The sequence below is a fragment of the Streptomyces sp. NPDC051105 genome (assembly GCF_040682795.1).
Lineage (GTDB): Bacteria > Actinomycetota > Actinomycetes > Streptomycetales > Streptomycetaceae > Streptomyces.
Genome location: NZ_JBFBBR010000013.1, coordinates 260011 through 274546 on the forward strand (window position 1 = coordinate 260011; position 14536 = coordinate 274546).

Here is a 14536-nt window from a genome sequence, read left to right on the forward strand (position 1 = left end):
TCCTCCCCCTGCTCACCCCGTACCGCTCTGTGTCAGAACTGCTGGAAGCCGGTCAGCTGAGCTTGACCGTGTCCCACAGAATCTGGTGACCGGCGACCTTCATCGACTTGATCTTGTCGCTGAAGCCGGCGTTCATCGTGTAGAAGTACACCGGGATGTACGGCATGTCCTTGAGCAGGACGTCGTCCGCCGCCTGGTACTTCTTGACGGCTTCCTCGTGCGTCGCGGCCTGGTCGCCCTGGACGAGGAGCTTCTCGAAGTCCTCGTTGACGTAACCGGCGTAGTTCGAGCCGTTGGTGATGGCGTCCTTGGAGAAGATCGGACGGAGGTAGTCCTCCATGTCCGGGTAGTCCATGGACCAGCCCATACGGAACGCGCCCTGGTACTTCTTGGCGTCCAGGTCGTTCAGGATGGTCTGGAACTGCTCGAACGGCTTGGCCGTGACCTTGATCCCCAGGTTCTGCTGGATCTGGTTCGCGACCGCCTCGACCCACTCCTTGTGGCCGCCGTCCGCGTTGTAACCGATCTCCAGCGTGTTGCCGGGCAGGCCGCCGCTCTTCTTGTAGAGCGCCTTGGCCTCGGTCGGGTTCAGCGTGCAGGCGTCGCCGCAGGCGCCCTTGCGGTAGCCGTCGATGATCGGGCTGATGTAGTCGTCCGCGGGCGTACGCGCACCGAGGAAGATCTTGTCCGCGATCGTCTTGCGGTCGATCGACATGGAGATGGCCTTGCGGAGGTCCGCGTTCTGGAAGGCCTTGTTGTACTTGATCGGGAAACCGATGTAACCGACGGCCGAGTCGGCCTCGTCGATGTAACGGCCCGGCAGGTCCTTGTGGTACGTCGGCAGACCCGAGGTGGGGATCGTCAGCAGGCTGTCGAGGTTGCCGGCGACGAGGTCCTTGTAGGCGGTGTCCAGGTTCGAGTAGACCTTGAAGTTGACACCCTTGACCTCGATCTTCGAGGCGTCCGGGTACTTGTCGTACTTCGTGGTGTCGATCTCTTCGTTGTGCTTGAACTTGCCCTTCATCTTGAAGGGACCGTTGCCGATCGGAGCCTCGCCGAAGCCCTTCGGGTCCTTGAAGAACGCCTTGGGCAGCGGGACGAACGCGGTGAAGGACAGCTGCGACGGGAACGCCGAGAACGCACCGGTCAGGGTGACCTGGAGGGTGTTGTCGTCGACGACCTTCAGACCGGACAGCTTGTCGGTCTTGGGGGTCTTGCCCTCGCCCGGGTTGAGGTCCGCGTAGCCCTGGATGTGGCTGAACAGCGGGTTGGTCTGCTGGGCGTTGGTCTGGTTGGCACCGTAGTTCCAGGCGTCCACGAAGGACTGGGCGGTGACCTTCTCGCCGTTGTGGAACGTGTAGCCCGACTTGAGCTTGATCGTCCAGACCTTGTTGTCCTTGGACTCGATCGACTCCGCCATGGCGTTGACGACCTTGTTGTCGGCGTCAAGCTTGGTCAGACCCGTGAAGAGGGCGTTGATGACCTGGCCGCCCTCGGTCTCGTACGTGTTGGTGGGAACCAGGCTGTTCTGCGGCTCGCCGATTTCCACCGACACGACGCCGTTGCCCTTGCCGCTGCCGGAGCTGCCGTCGTCCCCCCCGCCGCCACAGGCCGTCGCACCCAGCGCCACAACGGCGGCTATCGCAACCCACTTGGCGCTCTTGGCACCACGCATGGGGCTCCTCCTCATGAGTCCATTGATTCACCGCAGAAGGAAGCACACGACACTTCGCCGTCACCGGCGCCTGAAACCGTGAGGTGTACTCCCCGCGCTCGCAGGTCAGCGCCACCCAGCGCATGACCCGTGGATCCGAGCTCTACGCGCCTAACTATCTGCCATGCGCCATGACCGAACCACACTCATAAGGTCTCGGTTCGATCACACCTGAAGCGAACATCTTCCAAAATCCGGACAAAGGGTTTGCAGAAAGATCCCTGCGAAACGGACTTGTTACACACCTATCGGGCTCGCATGTCCGCTTACCGAACTCGAGTCGGATGAAAATCCACTTGCAGAATCCCGGAAAGTGCGCTTGGACACAGCCGGGGCCCATGCTGCCAGCAGCCTAGTGCCGTGCGGTCCGCCCTCACGGATCCGCGACGAGAATTAGGGTTTTCCCTACCTCCCCCCTCAACACGAAGCCGGGCACCCCGCATTGCGGGGTGCCCGGCTTCCTGCTGGAACGGCGTGTGTCAGCCGTGCTTGGCGCGGCTGGCGGTGCGGCCGCGCTCCTTCTGGTCCAGGACCACCTTGCGGATACGCACGGCCTCCGGGGTCACCTCGACGCACTCGTCGTCACGGCAGAACTCCAGCGACTGCTCCAGGGAGAGCTTGCGCGGCGGGACGATCGCCTCGAACGAGTCGGCCGACGACGACCGCATGTTCGTGAGCTTCTTCTCCTTGGTGATGTTCACGTCCATGTCGTCGGAGCGCGAGTTCTCGCCGACGATCATGCCCTCGTACACCTCGGTGCCGGGGTCGGTAAACAGGACGCCGCGCTCCTGGAGGTTGGTCATCGCGAACGCGGTGACGGCGCCGGCACGGTCGGCGACCAGCGAGCCGTTGTTACGGGTCGTCAGGGTGCCGAACCACGGCTCGTGGCCCTCGTGGATGGAGTGGGCGATGCCCGTGCCGCGCGTACCGGTCAGGAACTCGGTACGGAAGCCGATGAGACCGCGGGACGGCACCACGAACTCCATGCGGACCCAGCCCGAGCCGTGGTTGGACATGTTGTCCATCCGGCCCTTGCGCACGCCCATGAGCTGCGTGACGGCGCCCATGTGCTCCTCGGGCACGTCGATCGTCATGCGCTCGACGGGCTCGTAGACCTTGCCGTCGACGAGCTTGGTGACGACCTGCGGCTTGCCGATGGTCAGCTCGAAGCCCTCCCGGCGCATCTGCTCGACCAGGATGGCGAGCGCCAGCTCACCACGGCCCTGGACCTCCCAGGCGTCCGGACGGTCGGTGTCGAGCACGCGCAGCGAGACGTTGCCGACCAGTTCGCGGTCGAGGCGGTCCTTGACCTGACGCGCGGTGACCTTGCGGTCCTTGACCGCGGCCTTGTTGTCGGCGCCCTTGCCGGTGCCGCCCCGGCCGACCAGCGGCGAGGTGTTGGTGCCGATGGTCATCGAGATCGCGGGCTCGTCGACCGTGATCAGCGGCAGCGGGATCGGGTTCTCGGGGTCGGCGAGGGTCTCGCCGATCATGATGTCCGAGATACCGGCGACCGCGCAGATGTCACCCGGTCCCGCCATCTCGGCGGGCTTGCGGGTGAGCGCCTCGGTCATCAGCAGCTCGGTGATGCGGACGTTGGACATCGTGCCGTCGCGCTTGATCCACGTGACGGTCTGGCCCTTGCGCAGCTCGCCCTGCTCGACCCGGAGCAGGGCGATACGGCCGAGGAAGTTGTCCGCGTCCAGGTTGGTGACGTGCGCCTGGAGCGGGGCCGCCTCGTCGTACTCGGGAGCCGGGACGTGGGACAGGATCGTGGAGAAGAACGGCTCCAGGCTGTCGCTGTCGGCCGGGACGGTGCCGTCCTCCGGCTTGGTCAGCGAGGCCACACCGTCACGCGCGCACGCGTAGACGATCGGGAACTCGATCTGGTCCTCGTCGGCGTCGAGGTCGAGGAAGAGGTCGTAGGCCTCGTTGACGACCTCGTCGATGCGCGAGTCGGGGCGGTCCGTCTTGTTGATGCACAGGATGACGGGCAGCTTGGCCTGGAGCGCCTTGCGCAGCACGAAGCGGGTCTGGGGCAGCGGCCCCTCGGAGGCGTCGACCAGCAGCACCACCGCGTCCACCATCGACAGACCGCGCTCGACCTCGCCGCCGAAGTCGGCGTGGCCCGGGGTGTCGATGATGTTGATGGTGACGACCTCGCCACCGTCCTTCGGGTGGTACTTCACGGCCGTGTTCTTGGCCAGGATCGTGATGCCCTTCTCACGCTCCAGGTCGTTGGAGTCCATCATGCGGTCGTCGAGCGACTCGGCGGCGTGCGCGGCGAAGGCACCGGCCTGCTTCAGCATGGCGTCGACGAGGGTCGTCTTGCCGTGGTCGACGTGGGCGACGATGGCGACGTTGCGGATGTCGTGGCGCGTGGCCATGGTGCGGCGTACTCCCGGAGTATGAGGAAGGGGCTTGCGCGTACATCGGTGTTACGCGCACCCTGCCGGGCTGAACACGCCACGGCCTCACCCCATGGTACGGGGCCGCTCACGCCGGGGCGCGCCGGGCCGACCCCTCGGGGGCCCGGGAGTACCGCCCCGTGACTCCGCCGCACGGGCGCGACCAGCCACGACGGCCGCCCGCACCCGATCGCGAATCCGCTCTCCCGCTACCCCTTGCTGGGGCTGGCCGAGACCTTCGCGCCCTTCTTCAGGAACCCCATGTCCTGGTAGACCGGCGTCTGGAAACCGAACGCGCCTACGTTCACCAGCCCCTTCCTGGCCCCCACGAGCTGCGGTCGCTGGTAGAGCGGCAGCGACCCGGCGGACGCCCAGATCCGCGAGTCCGCCTTCCGCAGCAGCCCGTCCGCCTCGTCCTCGTCCAGCGCCCCGAGCGCCTGGTCGAAGAGCTGGTCCACCTGGTCGGTGCCCACCCTCGTGTAGTTCTGTTCGACGTTCAGCGACCCGTCGGCGGCCGGCACCGGCTTCGCGTAGATCGGCCGCGCGTCCGTCGCCGGGAACGCGGACGACGGCCACGAGTACAGCGCGAGGTCGTACTGCCCGGAGGCGATGTGGTCCTTGAAGTAGCTCTCGTCGGAGACCTTGGTGATCTCCGCCTGGATGCCGACCGCCGCCAGCATCTGCCGGATCCGGTCGGCGACGTCCTGGAGCGTCTGTGACCCCGGCCCCGACGGCAGCACGAACCGCAGGCTCAGGGCCTTGCCGTCCTTGGCCAGCGGTGCGGCCGCCGCCTGTGCCCCCTTGGGCGCGGCCGTGCCCTTCGGCGCGTACGCCCCGGGTGCCCCATGGGCGTGGTCCTTCTGGTGGTCGCGGGTGTCCTTGTCGTCGGGGGCGCCGGGGGCGTCGGGGCTCTTGTCGTCCTCCCCGACGATGTACTGCCCGTCGTCCCCACCGTCGGAGTCGTCCCCCTTGCCCCCCTTGCCGCTCTTGTCGCCTTTTTCGCCCTTGCCCGTCTTGTCGCCGTTCCCGCTCTGCGCGCCAGCCGCCTTGTCCCCGGCCTTGATCGGGCCGCCGGCCACCCAGCCCGCGTCGGCGAGCAGCGCCTGCGCCTCGTGGGTGTCGAGGCCGCCGATCGACCCGCTGCTGTCGGCGTAGGCGGCCTGCCCGGACAGGGCGAGGTGGCTGCCGACCGGCACGGCGGGCAGCCCCAGCGGGGTGAGCACCAGCTTGGCCAGGGACTGGCGGTCGAGGGCGCGGGCGACGGCCCGGCGCACCCGCTCGTCGGCGAGGGGGCCCTCGGAGCCGTTCAGGGCGAGCTGGGTGAAGGCGGGCTCCAGGGACTTGCGGACGTCGAAGTCGCGCAGCTCCTGCTGCTGCTCCAGCCACTTGGAGATGGTCTTGCGGAGCTTCTTCGGCCCCTTGGGCAGCTTCTCCTCGTCCATGCCGAGGGTGAGCGCCCAGGAGCGCAGCTTCTTCGCGGAGGTCTTCCCGGCGCCCTGCAACGGCGTGCCGGTGCCCTTGTCCCGCCCGGCGATGATGATCCGCTGGGCCTCGGAGGCGTCGATGTCGGCGACGTCGACCGTGCCGGCGGCGAGCGCGGTGGCCCGCTTCTCCCGGTCCACGGCGTGCAGGTCGATCTCGTCGAGCTTGGCCGGGCGGCCCCACCAGCGCGGGTTGCGGGTGAGGACGACGTCCTTCTTCGCGGTGTCGACCTTGTCGATCTTGAAGGGTCCCGCGGTCACCGTGAGCTTCCGGCGGGCGCCGTCGTTGAAGGCGTCCGGGGTGCCCATGACCTCCTTGGGGTAGAGCGGCGAGAACAGCGACTTCCAGTCGGTGTACGGCCGCTCGAAGGTGACCCGGACCTCCAGGTCGTTGGCGCCGCGCTCGATCTTGCCGATGCGGTCGTAACCGGCGTTGCGGGCGGTCCAGTAGGCGGAGTCCTTGCCGGACAGAGCCCGCCACTGGGCGGCGAAGTCGGCGGCGCCGATCTCCCGGCCGTCACTCCAGACGGCCTGCTGGTTGAGCTTGTAGAGGACGACCTGGCGCGGCTCGGTCTCGATGACCTTCGCGGACTCCAGGTAGTCGGGGTCGCGGACCGGGCGGCCGGTGGCGTCGATGGTGAACATCGACGGCAGGACCGCCTGGGCGACCCGGGTGGTGCCCGCGTCGGCGTCGGCCTGGAAGGTGTTGAGGGTCTCCGGTACGGCGTCCACGGCCCACTTGAGGGTGCCGCCCTCGGCGACCGCGTCACGGGCGACCGCCGCGATGTCCTGTCCGGCCAGCGGCTTGCTGCCCTCGTCGTCGGAGCCGCAGCCCGCGAGGAAGGGCACCGCGAGCGCGCCCGCGGTCAGGAACGTGACGGAACGCATGACCGCACTGCGGCCAGGCCTGGGTCCGACGCCGTGGTGGGACATCTCTGCTACCTCCGGGAGGCCCGGTGACACGGGTGGGGTCTGTTCACATTTGGGGGTATTTTGGAGTTGATCACATGTACGTCAGAAGTACGGACCCCACTGAAATGGACGGGGTCCGTCGGCCGGGGACGACACGGCGGCGGGGGCTGCCAAAGCCCACCCGTGCGGCGCAACGCCCACCCGGGCGACGCCACCGGGCGGCACCCCTCGCGGCGGCGCCCGTCCCCGGCGCACACAGAGCGCGTGCGGGCGTGCGACGGAGGCGCGCAATCCGCCAATCGCTGCACATGCCTTCACACCGGCAGGTGTGACGCGCAACACTCGCAGGCGCATGAACGTTGCCGCCTTGGACACCGAAGTCCGCGGAAGTGAGGTCACGTCATGTCCGTGCACGACGACCTGACGTCAGTACAGCGCTGTCTGGACGACCTGAACCGGTCCGTCGGCCGCCTGGAGCAGCAGCTCGGGAGCGGCGGACTGGAGATGCGCCGCGTCCGTACCGACGCCGATCACCTGCGCGAGAGCGTGGCGCTGCTGCGGGAGACGGCCACCACCGGCACCCCGGCCAAGCGCCCCGAACTCGTCACCATCTCCGACGACCCCTACGACATCAACCTGTGGACGGACACGGACGACGAGGGTCTCGGCGCCCGCGACCGGCGCGCACCGTAAGAGGCGCGTCCGGCATCCGCCGACAGGCGTGCTGCCCGCAGGCCCCGACCCCCGAACCGACCGGAGTCATCCATTGGCCACTGGTACGGAACCACATCCGAACAGCGGCGGCGTACGCACCCGTACGCGCGCCGCGATCTCCGCCCCGCACCTGCGGACCGACCGCTGGTGGCTGGCACCCGCCGTCACCGCGGCCGGTCTGTTCGCGTTCGTCGTCTACTCGACCTGGCGTGCCTTCGCCAACGCGGACTACTACTCGGCGCCATACGTCTCGCCGTTCTACTCGCCCTGTCTGGCCGAGAACTGCAAGACCATGCCGTCCGGCCCGAACGCCGACCTCTTCGGCAGCTGGTGGGCGATCTCCCCGGCGATCATCATCCTGATCTTCCCGCTGGGCTTCCGGCTGACCTGCTACTACTACCGCAAGGCGTACTACCGCAGCTTCTGGGCCTCCCCGCCGGCCTGCGCGGTGGCCGAGCCGCACGCGAAGTACACCGGTGAGACCCGCTTCCCGCTGATCCTGCAGAACCTCCACCGGTACTTCTTCTACTTCGCCCTGCTGGTCGCCTGCGTGCTGACCTACGACACGGTCCTGTCCTTCCGGGACACGGACGAGCACTGGGGCCACATGGGCCTCGGCACCCTGGTCTTCCTGGTCAACATCGTGCTGATCTGGGCGTACACCCTGTCCTGCCACTCCTGCCGGCACATCGTCGGCGGCAAGCTCAAGCACTTCTCCAAACACCCCGTGCGCTACAAGGCGTGGCAGTTCGTCGGCCGGCTCAACGCCCGGCACATGCAGCTCGCCTGGGCGTCGCTGGTGAGCGTGGCGCTCGCCGACTTCTACGTCTACCTGCTCGCGTCCGGTGTCTTCGACGATCCGCGACTCTTTTAAGGACAGGGGCTTCTGATGGCAGCGGTGGAGCGGCAGCAGTGGGACGTCGTGGTCGTCGGGGCCGGCGGCGCCGGGCTGCGCGCCGCGATCGAGGCACGCGAGCGGGGTGCCCGTACGGCGGTGATCTGCAAGTCGCTGTTCGGCAAGGCGCACACGGTGATGGCCGAGGGCGGTATCGCGGCGGCCATGGCCAACGTCAACGAGCACGACAACTGGCAGGTCCACTTCCGCGACACCCTGCGCGGCGGCAAGTTCCTCAACCAGTGGCGGATGGCCGAACTGCACGCCACGGAGGCCCCGGACCGGGTCTGGGAGCTGGAGACCTGGGGCGCCCTTTTCGACCGCACGAAGGACGGGAAGATCTCCCAGCGCAACTTCGGCGGCCACGAGTACCCGCGCCTCGCCCATGTCGGCGACCGCACCGGTCTTGAGCTGATCCGGACCCTGCAGCAGAAGATCGTCTCGCTCCAGCAGGAGGACCGGAAGGAGACCGGCGACTACGAGTCCCGCCTGAAGGTCTTCCAGGAGTGCACGGTCACCCGGATCCTGAAGGACGGCCGCCGGGTGTCGGGGGTCTTCGCGTACGAGCGGGAGAGCGGCCGTTTCTTCGTCCTCGAAGCGCCCTCCGTGGTGGTCGCGACCGGGGGCATCGGCAAGTCCTTCAAGGTGACGTCGAACTCGTGGGAGTACACCGGCGACGGGCACGCGCTCGCCCTGCTGGCCGGGGCTCCCCTGCTCAACATGGAGTTCGTGCAGTTCCACCCGACGGGCATGGTCTGGCCGCCGTCGGTGAAGGGGATCCTGGTCACGGAGTCGGTACGCGGCGACGGAGGGGTGCTGCGCAACTCCGAGGGCAAGCGGTTCATGTTCGACTACGTCCCGGACGTCTTCAAGGAGAAGTACGCCGAGTCCGAGGAGGAGGGCGACCGCTGGTACGAGGACCCGGACCACAACCGGCGTCCCCCGGAGCTGCTCCCCCGTGACGAGGTCGCCCGTGCGATCAACTCCGAGGTGAAGGCGGGCCGCGGCTCCCCGCACGGCGGGGTCTTCCTGGACGTGTCGACGCGGATGCCGGCCGAGGTGATCCGGCGCCGGCTGCCCTCCATGTACCACCAGTTCAAGGAGCTGGCGGACGTCGACATCACGGCGGAGGCGATGGAGGTCGGGCCGACCTGCCACTACGTGATGGGCGGGGTCGGGGTGGACTCCGACACGGCGGCGGCGCGCGGGGTGCCCGGGTTGTTCGCGGCCGGTGAGGTGGCCGGCGGTATGCACGGCTCCAACCGGCTCGGCGGCAACTCCCTGTCCGACCTGCTGGTGTTCGGGCGCCGGGCGGGCTGGCACGCCGCCGACTACGCGGCGGACCTCGACACCCGGCCGGCGGTGGACGACATCCAGGTCGACTCGGCGGCCGCGGAGGCGCTGCGGCCGTTCTCCGCCGAGAGCGAGCAGCCCGAGGCCGGGCCGCCGGAGAACCCGTACACCCTCCACCAGGAGCTCCAGCAGGCCATGAACGACCTGGTCGGCATCATCCGCCGGGAGGGCGAGATGGAGCAGGCCCTGGAGCGGCTCGCCGCGCTGCGGGTGCGGGCGCGCCGGGCCGGGGTGGAGGGGCACCGCCAGTTCAACCCGGGCTGGCATCTCTCCCTGGACCTGCGGAACATGCTGCTGGTCAGCGAGTGCGTGGCCCGAGCGGCCCTGGAGCGCACCGAGTCGCGCGGCGGCCACACCCGTGAGGACCATCCGACGATGGACCGCGGCTGGCGCCGGATCAACCTGCTCTGCCGACTGGCCGACCCCGCCGGCGGGCTGGCGGCCACCGACCCGGAGCGCGGCCAGATCACCCTCACCCGCGAGACCACCGACCCCATCCGCGCCGACCTGCTCGCCCTCTTCGAGAAGGAGGAGCTGGTCAAGTACCTCGCCGAAGAGGAGCTGTACGAATGAGCGGCTACACGGCCCACTTCCGGGTGTGGCGAGGCGACGTCGAGGGCGGCGGCCTGAAGGACTTCGAGGTCGAGGTGAACGAGGGCGAGGTGGTCCTGGACATCATCCACCGCATCCAGGCCACCCAGGCCCCCGACCTGGCCGTCCGCTGGAACTGCAAGGCGGGCAAGTGCGGTTCGTGCTCGGCGGAGATCAACGGCCATCCGCGCCTGATGTGCATGACCCGGATGTCCGTCTTCGAACGGGACGAGACCCTCACGGTCACCCCGCTGCGCGCCTTCCCGGTGATCCGCGACCTGGTCACGGACGTCGGCTTCAACTACCAGAAGGCCAGGGAGGTCCCGGCGTTCGTACCGCCGGCCGGAGTGGGCCCCGGCGAGTACCGGATGTTCCAGGAGGACGTGGACCGCTCCCAGGAGTTCCGCAAGTGCATCGAGTGCTTCCTGTGCCAGGACACCTGCCATGTGGTCCGCGACCACGAGGAGAACAAGACGGCGTTCGCCGGGCCGCGTTTCCTGATGCGGGTCGCGGAGCTGGACATGCACCCGCTGGACGCGGCCGAGGCGTCCGGCCTGGACCGCAAGCGCACGGCCCAGGACGAACACGGTCTCGGCTACTGCAACATCACCAAGTGCTGCACGGAGGTGTGCCCCGAGGGCATCCACATCACCGACAACGCGCTGATCCCCCTGAAGGAACGGGCCGTCGACCGCAAGTACGACCCGCTGGTGTGGCTCGGCTCGAAGATCAGGAGGCGCCCCGCAGGAGGCTGAGCGCCTGCCGGAGGTTGAACTCGGCGATGTCCCGCATCGGTTCGCGCTCCGGGAAGTCGCCGTCCAGCAGCCTGAGCGGCCCGGCGACGAGGTTGAGGTGCATCGCGAGCCGGTACAGCTCCATGCGGTCCTCGTCGAGGTCGGCGGTGCGCAGCACGTCGTAGGCGGGCCCGAAGCGGAGCTGGAGGAAGACGTGCTCCCATTCGGCGTCGAAGTACATCAGGCCTTCGATGTCGATGAGCGCGGGATCGCCCTCCTCGGTCACCAGAACGTGGTCCGGGCCGAGTTCGCCGTGCACGAGGGAGGCGTGGTCGCGCGGTTCGATCACGTCGTACAGCTCACGGACCCGCTCCGACAGCGCCTGGCGGGCCTCCCGCACCCGGGGGTCCCGCTCGGCCACCTCCGCGATGTCGTGCAGGGCCCGGTCCGCGACGACCTGCTCGCAGGAGCTGCCGAGCGGCTTGCCGCCCTCCTCCACCAGAGCGGCCTTGCCGTACCCCGAGGACGCGCAATCCCGGAGCACGCCGAGCGTCCCGGCCAGCCGGGCCAGCGGAACCCGGGCCGCGCCGGGGTCGCTGCGCAGCAGCACCTCCAGGCTGCCGCCGCGGACGTCCTCGACGACCGCCGCGTACGAGGGCAGGTACTCGGCCTCCTCGTCGGCGAACAGCAGCCGGGGGGTGCGCACCCCGAGTTCGGTCAGCCGGTCGTGGGCCGACAGGAAGAGGCCGAGCCCGGAGGCGTGTGCGAAGGGGTCGCGGATGTCGGCGTCGGCGGGGCCCCAGTAGTCCTCCTCCGGGGACCAGACGTAGGCGATCGCGGACCTGCCGTTGTCGAGGGCGAGCCGGTAGACGCCTTTCTTGGAGCCACCGCGCAGCCGGGTGACGGCGGCGGGGGCACGGCCGAGGGCCTCACGGGCGAGCGGCGCGAGGTCGTCACGGGTGAGGTGGGCACGAGCGGTTGTCATGACGTACGAACCCAGTCCTTCCGATAAGAGGTCCAGTCATCCTCGGTGGCGGCGAAGTCGACGTACAGGGCGACGCCGAAGTTAGCGCGATCCGCGTCCGTGCGTGACAGTCCCAGCCGAACCCCTCGCACGGCCGCCGGCACGGTCTCCGCGTGCGCCCAGTGGCCGAAGCGGTTCTCGTGGTAGAAGGGCAGACCCATGAGGAGGTCGGTGTCTGCCGGGGTGACCTCCAGCGCGAGGCTGGTCTGCTGCGCGACGTACCCGCCGTACAGGCTCCGCAGGGGCTGCATGGTGTCGTACGACATCACCGCTATCTGATCCACGCGGCGGGCGACTTGTCCGAAATACGCCTGTGACCACCACTTGGGATGGCCGGTGACGGTACCCCAGAAGGAGTGAAAGGCGGGAAGCGGGTCGATCTGATGTGCGGCGACCGACAGCAGCGGGGTCACCGGCCTCAGCGCGTCGAGGAGAGCCAGGTAGTTCCGGTCGCCGGAGTGCAGGGGCTCCAGGTCGAAGTGGACCCCGTCGAAGCCGGCGGCGATCACCTGCCGGGCCGAGGCGACGACGGCGGCACGCGTCTCCCTCTTCTCCAGATGCATGGCGTACGGCTTCTCGGGCGCGATCTCGTCGCCGAGCCAGGCCTGGACGCGGACGCCGGGGAGTTTTCGATGCACGGCCGTTATCAGCCAACGGGCCTTGGGATAGTCCGTTCTGGGCAGCGTGCCGTTGTGTTCCAGTGGTCCGGCATGGACGTAGAGGTCGCGTATGCCGGTGTCCGCGAGCCGGGCGGCGAGGGCGGTGACGTCGGCGTCGCTCTTACGGCCGTCGACCCAGGCGTGCCCGAGCCAGAGGACGTCCTTGTCCCGGGTGTGGGTGCCGGGCCCCGGGTCGCCGGTGTAGTTGACGCGGAGGGCGGTCTCGGCGGTGAGGAGCGGAAGGACCAGGAGCAGGACCGCGGCGAGCCCGACACGCCGGGTCCAGCGGAGCCAGGGGGCTCTCTTCCGGATGCCGGGCACCTCCGGCGCGCCCTCCGCCTCCCCCGTCGCCTCCCCCTCCGACTCTGATTCCGTTGCCATCGGCCGTCCCCCTGCTCTCGTCGTCCCCCGCCCGTCCCCGCCCCGGTCGCGAAGCCGACAGGCTGCCCATACGCTCCGAAATGTGACGTCATCCTTGATCCGGGGCCGTCCGAGGCACGCCACCGGGCACATAGGCGTGCGGGTGGGGCACGCCGTGCTGGGCGGGGTGGCCGGAGCGGTCTGGCTGGTGTTGCCGGTGATGACGACCGCCGCTCAGGATCCGGTTCCCGCGGCGGCGCGCGAGCCGGTCGCCGCGGCCCGGGCGGACGGGGCGTCGACCGCCGACTACGTCATGCCGCTGGTCGCGGTGGCGGCCGCCGGTGCGCTGGGCGGCTACGGGTATGTGCGGCGGGTACGGCGGTCCCGCTCGCGGACCACCCCCGGGATCGTCTCCGCCGCCCCGCCGACGCCGTCGGTGGTGGATGTCGAGCGGCAGGCGCGGGCCGCGCTGATCCTGGCCGACGACTGCGTCCGCACCAGCCGGGAGGCGCTCGGGTACGTCGACGGCGGCGACTCCGCCGCAGCGGCTCTGCGGGCGGCCGGGACCGAGCTGTCGGCCGCGTTCGCGATCTGGCGGCGGTACGAGGAGGGGATACCCGGGGACGCCACCGGCCGGCGGCAGGCGCTGGTGGGGGTGGTGGGGCGGTGCGCGGAGGCGGGGCGGCAACTGGACGCGGCGGCGGAGGGGTTCGACGCCGCGTGGGGTGCGGGGGACGCGCTGGCGGTGGCCGAGGGGCGGTTCCGGGAACTGGCCGCGCGCACGGGCGGGGTGGCGAGTGCGCTGACGGAGGCGGGCGAGCGGTACGGGAGCGGGGCCGTGGCCGCCGTGGTGGGGTATGTCGAACAGGCCAAGGACCGGCTGGTGTTCGCGACCGGACGACTCAACCAGGCACGCCAGGACGCCGATTCGGGCGACGGTGACGGGTTCCGGCGTGGCCTGCGCGCCGCGGAGGGGGCGGTGGCGCAGGCCGGGGTGCTGCTGGACGGGGTGGCCCGGCTCGCGGCGGAACTGCGGACGGCGGCGGGCCTGGTGCCGGCCGCGCTCACGGGCGCGGAGGCGGAACTGGCGGGCGTCCGGGCGCCAGGCGCGCCGGCGCGCCTGGCCCACGCCGACACCGTGCTGGCCGCCGTGCGGGGGGAGCTGGCGGGTGGGCCCTACGACCCGCTGGACGCCCTGCGCCGGGTCGTGCGGGCGGTGGAGGGGACCGGGGGCGGGCGGTCCGGGGTGATCGCCGCCGGGGCGGACCTGGTGGCGCGGAGCGCGCTGGAGGCGGCGGACGACTTCGTCGGGGTGCATCGGGGGGCGGTGGGAGCGGAGGCACGGGCGCTGCTGGCGGAGGCGCGGCGGGCCGCTCCCGCGGACGCCGACCGGCTGGCGCGGCGGGCCCGGGAGCTGGCCGGACGGGACGTACGCGCCCATGGCAACCCGTACGCCGGGGAGGCGGCCCACGAGAGCGGGCTCGCGGGGGCGGTGCTGGGGGGCGTGTTGCTGGGCGAGGAGGGGGACGGGGGGCCGGTGGTGGCGTTCGGCGGCCCGGAGACACGAACACGGCTGGGCTGACGCCCACGGGGGTGCCAGGACCGGTCGCGATGCGTCTGCGGGTGCGTGGGGGCCGTTCGCGCAGTTCCCCGCGCCCCTTTCAGGGGCGTCAGTCCCCGCGCCCCTCAAG

General features: G+C 69.9%; 10 protein-coding genes. 5 read left to right on the forward strand and 5 right to left on the reverse strand.

What is annotated here, in order from left to right:
• Positions 1-52 precede the first annotated feature (52 nt).
• From AB0N16_RS29845 to AB0N16_RS29855, 3 genes are all read right to left on the reverse strand, one after another.
• A complete protein-coding gene (locus AB0N16_RS29845; RefSeq protein ID WP_365801968.1) occupies positions 53-1675 on the reverse strand; it encodes an ABC transporter substrate-binding protein in 1623 nt (540 codons plus the stop codon).
• Positions 1676-2193: 518 nt separating this feature from the next.
• On the reverse strand, positions 2194-4101 hold the full coding sequence (gene typA, locus AB0N16_RS29850) for a translational GTPase TypA (RefSeq protein WP_365801970.1): 1908 nt from the start codon (positions 4099-4101) through the stop codon (positions 2194-2196).
• A gap of 230 nt (positions 4102-4331) precedes the next feature.
• Positions 4332-6536 carry an ABC transporter family substrate-binding protein gene (locus tag AB0N16_RS29855; RefSeq protein ID WP_365801972.1) on the reverse strand — a complete coding sequence of 735 codons (2205 nt, stop codon included), beginning with the start codon at positions 6534-6536 and terminating at the stop codon, positions 4332-4334.
• 381 nt (positions 6537-6917) lie between these two features.
• On the opposite strand from AB0N16_RS29855, the gene AB0N16_RS29860 reads away from it, so the two are divergent.
• From AB0N16_RS29860 to AB0N16_RS29875, 4 genes are all read left to right on the forward strand, one after another.
• Positions 6918-7208 carry a hypothetical protein gene (locus tag AB0N16_RS29860; RefSeq protein ID WP_365801974.1) on the forward strand — a complete coding sequence of 97 codons (291 nt, stop codon included), beginning with the start codon at positions 6918-6920 and terminating at the stop codon, positions 7206-7208.
• Positions 7209-7281: 73 nt separating this feature from the next.
• A complete protein-coding gene (locus AB0N16_RS29865; RefSeq protein ID WP_365801976.1) occupies positions 7282-8103 on the forward strand; it encodes a hypothetical protein in 822 nt (273 codons plus the stop codon).
• A 15-nt stretch (positions 8104-8118) separates the two neighbouring features.
• Complete coding sequence (locus tag AB0N16_RS29870) at positions 8119-10050, forward strand: fumarate reductase/succinate dehydrogenase flavoprotein subunit (protein ID WP_365801978.1); 1932 nt, start codon at positions 8119-8121, stop codon at positions 10048-10050.
• On the forward strand, positions 10047-10823 hold the full coding sequence (locus AB0N16_RS29875; RefSeq protein WP_365801980.1) for a succinate dehydrogenase/fumarate reductase iron-sulfur subunit: 777 nt from the start codon (positions 10047-10049) through the stop codon (positions 10821-10823). The genes AB0N16_RS29870 and AB0N16_RS29875 overlap by 4 nt, the downstream gene beginning before the upstream one ends.
• Here AB0N16_RS29875 and AB0N16_RS29880 read toward each other — a convergent pair.
• Positions 10798-11787, reverse strand: a complete 990-nt coding sequence (locus AB0N16_RS29880) for an aminoglycoside phosphotransferase family protein (protein WP_365801982.1) — start codon at positions 11785-11787, stop codon at positions 10798-10800. The two genes, AB0N16_RS29875 and AB0N16_RS29880, sit on opposite strands and share 26 nt — an antisense overlap.
• Positions 11784-12866, reverse strand: coding sequence for a glycosyl hydrolase family 18 protein (locus AB0N16_RS29885; protein ID WP_365801984.1), 1083 nt, complete (start codon positions 12864-12866; stop codon positions 11784-11786). Before AB0N16_RS29885 ends, AB0N16_RS29880 begins: the two co-directional genes overlap by 4 nt.
• A gap of 82 nt (positions 12867-12948) precedes the next feature.
• Here AB0N16_RS29885 and AB0N16_RS29890 point away from each other — a divergent pair, with 82 nt between their 5' ends.
• Positions 12949-14427 carry a hypothetical protein gene (locus AB0N16_RS29890; RefSeq protein ID WP_365801986.1) on the forward strand — a complete coding sequence of 493 codons (1479 nt, stop codon included), beginning with the start codon at positions 12949-12951 and terminating at the stop codon, positions 14425-14427.
• Positions 14428-14536: the final 109 nt, after the last annotated feature.

Excerpts from the sequence above, each read along its gene's own strand:
- typA (WP_365801970.1), bottom strand. The coding sequence starts at position 4,101 with ATGGCCACGCGCCACGACATCCGCAACGTCGCCATCGTCGCCCACGTC.
- AB0N16_RS29875 (WP_365801980.1), top strand. The coding sequence starts at position 10,047 with ATGAGCGGCTACACGGCCCACTTCCGGGTGTGGCGAGGCGACGTCGAG.
- AB0N16_RS29860 (WP_365801974.1), top strand. The coding sequence starts at position 6,918 with ATGTCCGTGCACGACGACCTGACGTCAGTACAGCGCTGTCTGGACGAC.
- AB0N16_RS29880 (WP_365801982.1), bottom strand. The coding sequence starts at position 11,787 with ATGACAACCGCTCGTGCCCACCTCACCCGTGACGACCTCGCGCCGCTC.
- AB0N16_RS29845 (WP_365801968.1), bottom strand. The coding sequence starts at position 1,675 with ATGCGTGGTGCCAAGAGCGCCAAGTGGGTTGCGATAGCCGCCGTTGTG.
- AB0N16_RS29885 (WP_365801984.1), bottom strand. The coding sequence starts at position 12,866 with ATGGCAACGGAATCAGAGTCGGAGGGGGAGGCGACGGGGGAGGCGGAG.
- AB0N16_RS29870 (WP_365801978.1), top strand. The coding sequence starts at position 8,119 with ATGGCAGCGGTGGAGCGGCAGCAGTGGGACGTCGTGGTCGTCGGGGCC.
- AB0N16_RS29855 (WP_365801972.1), bottom strand. The coding sequence starts at position 6,536 with ATGTCCCACCACGGCGTCGGACCCAGGCCTGGCCGCAGTGCGGTCATG.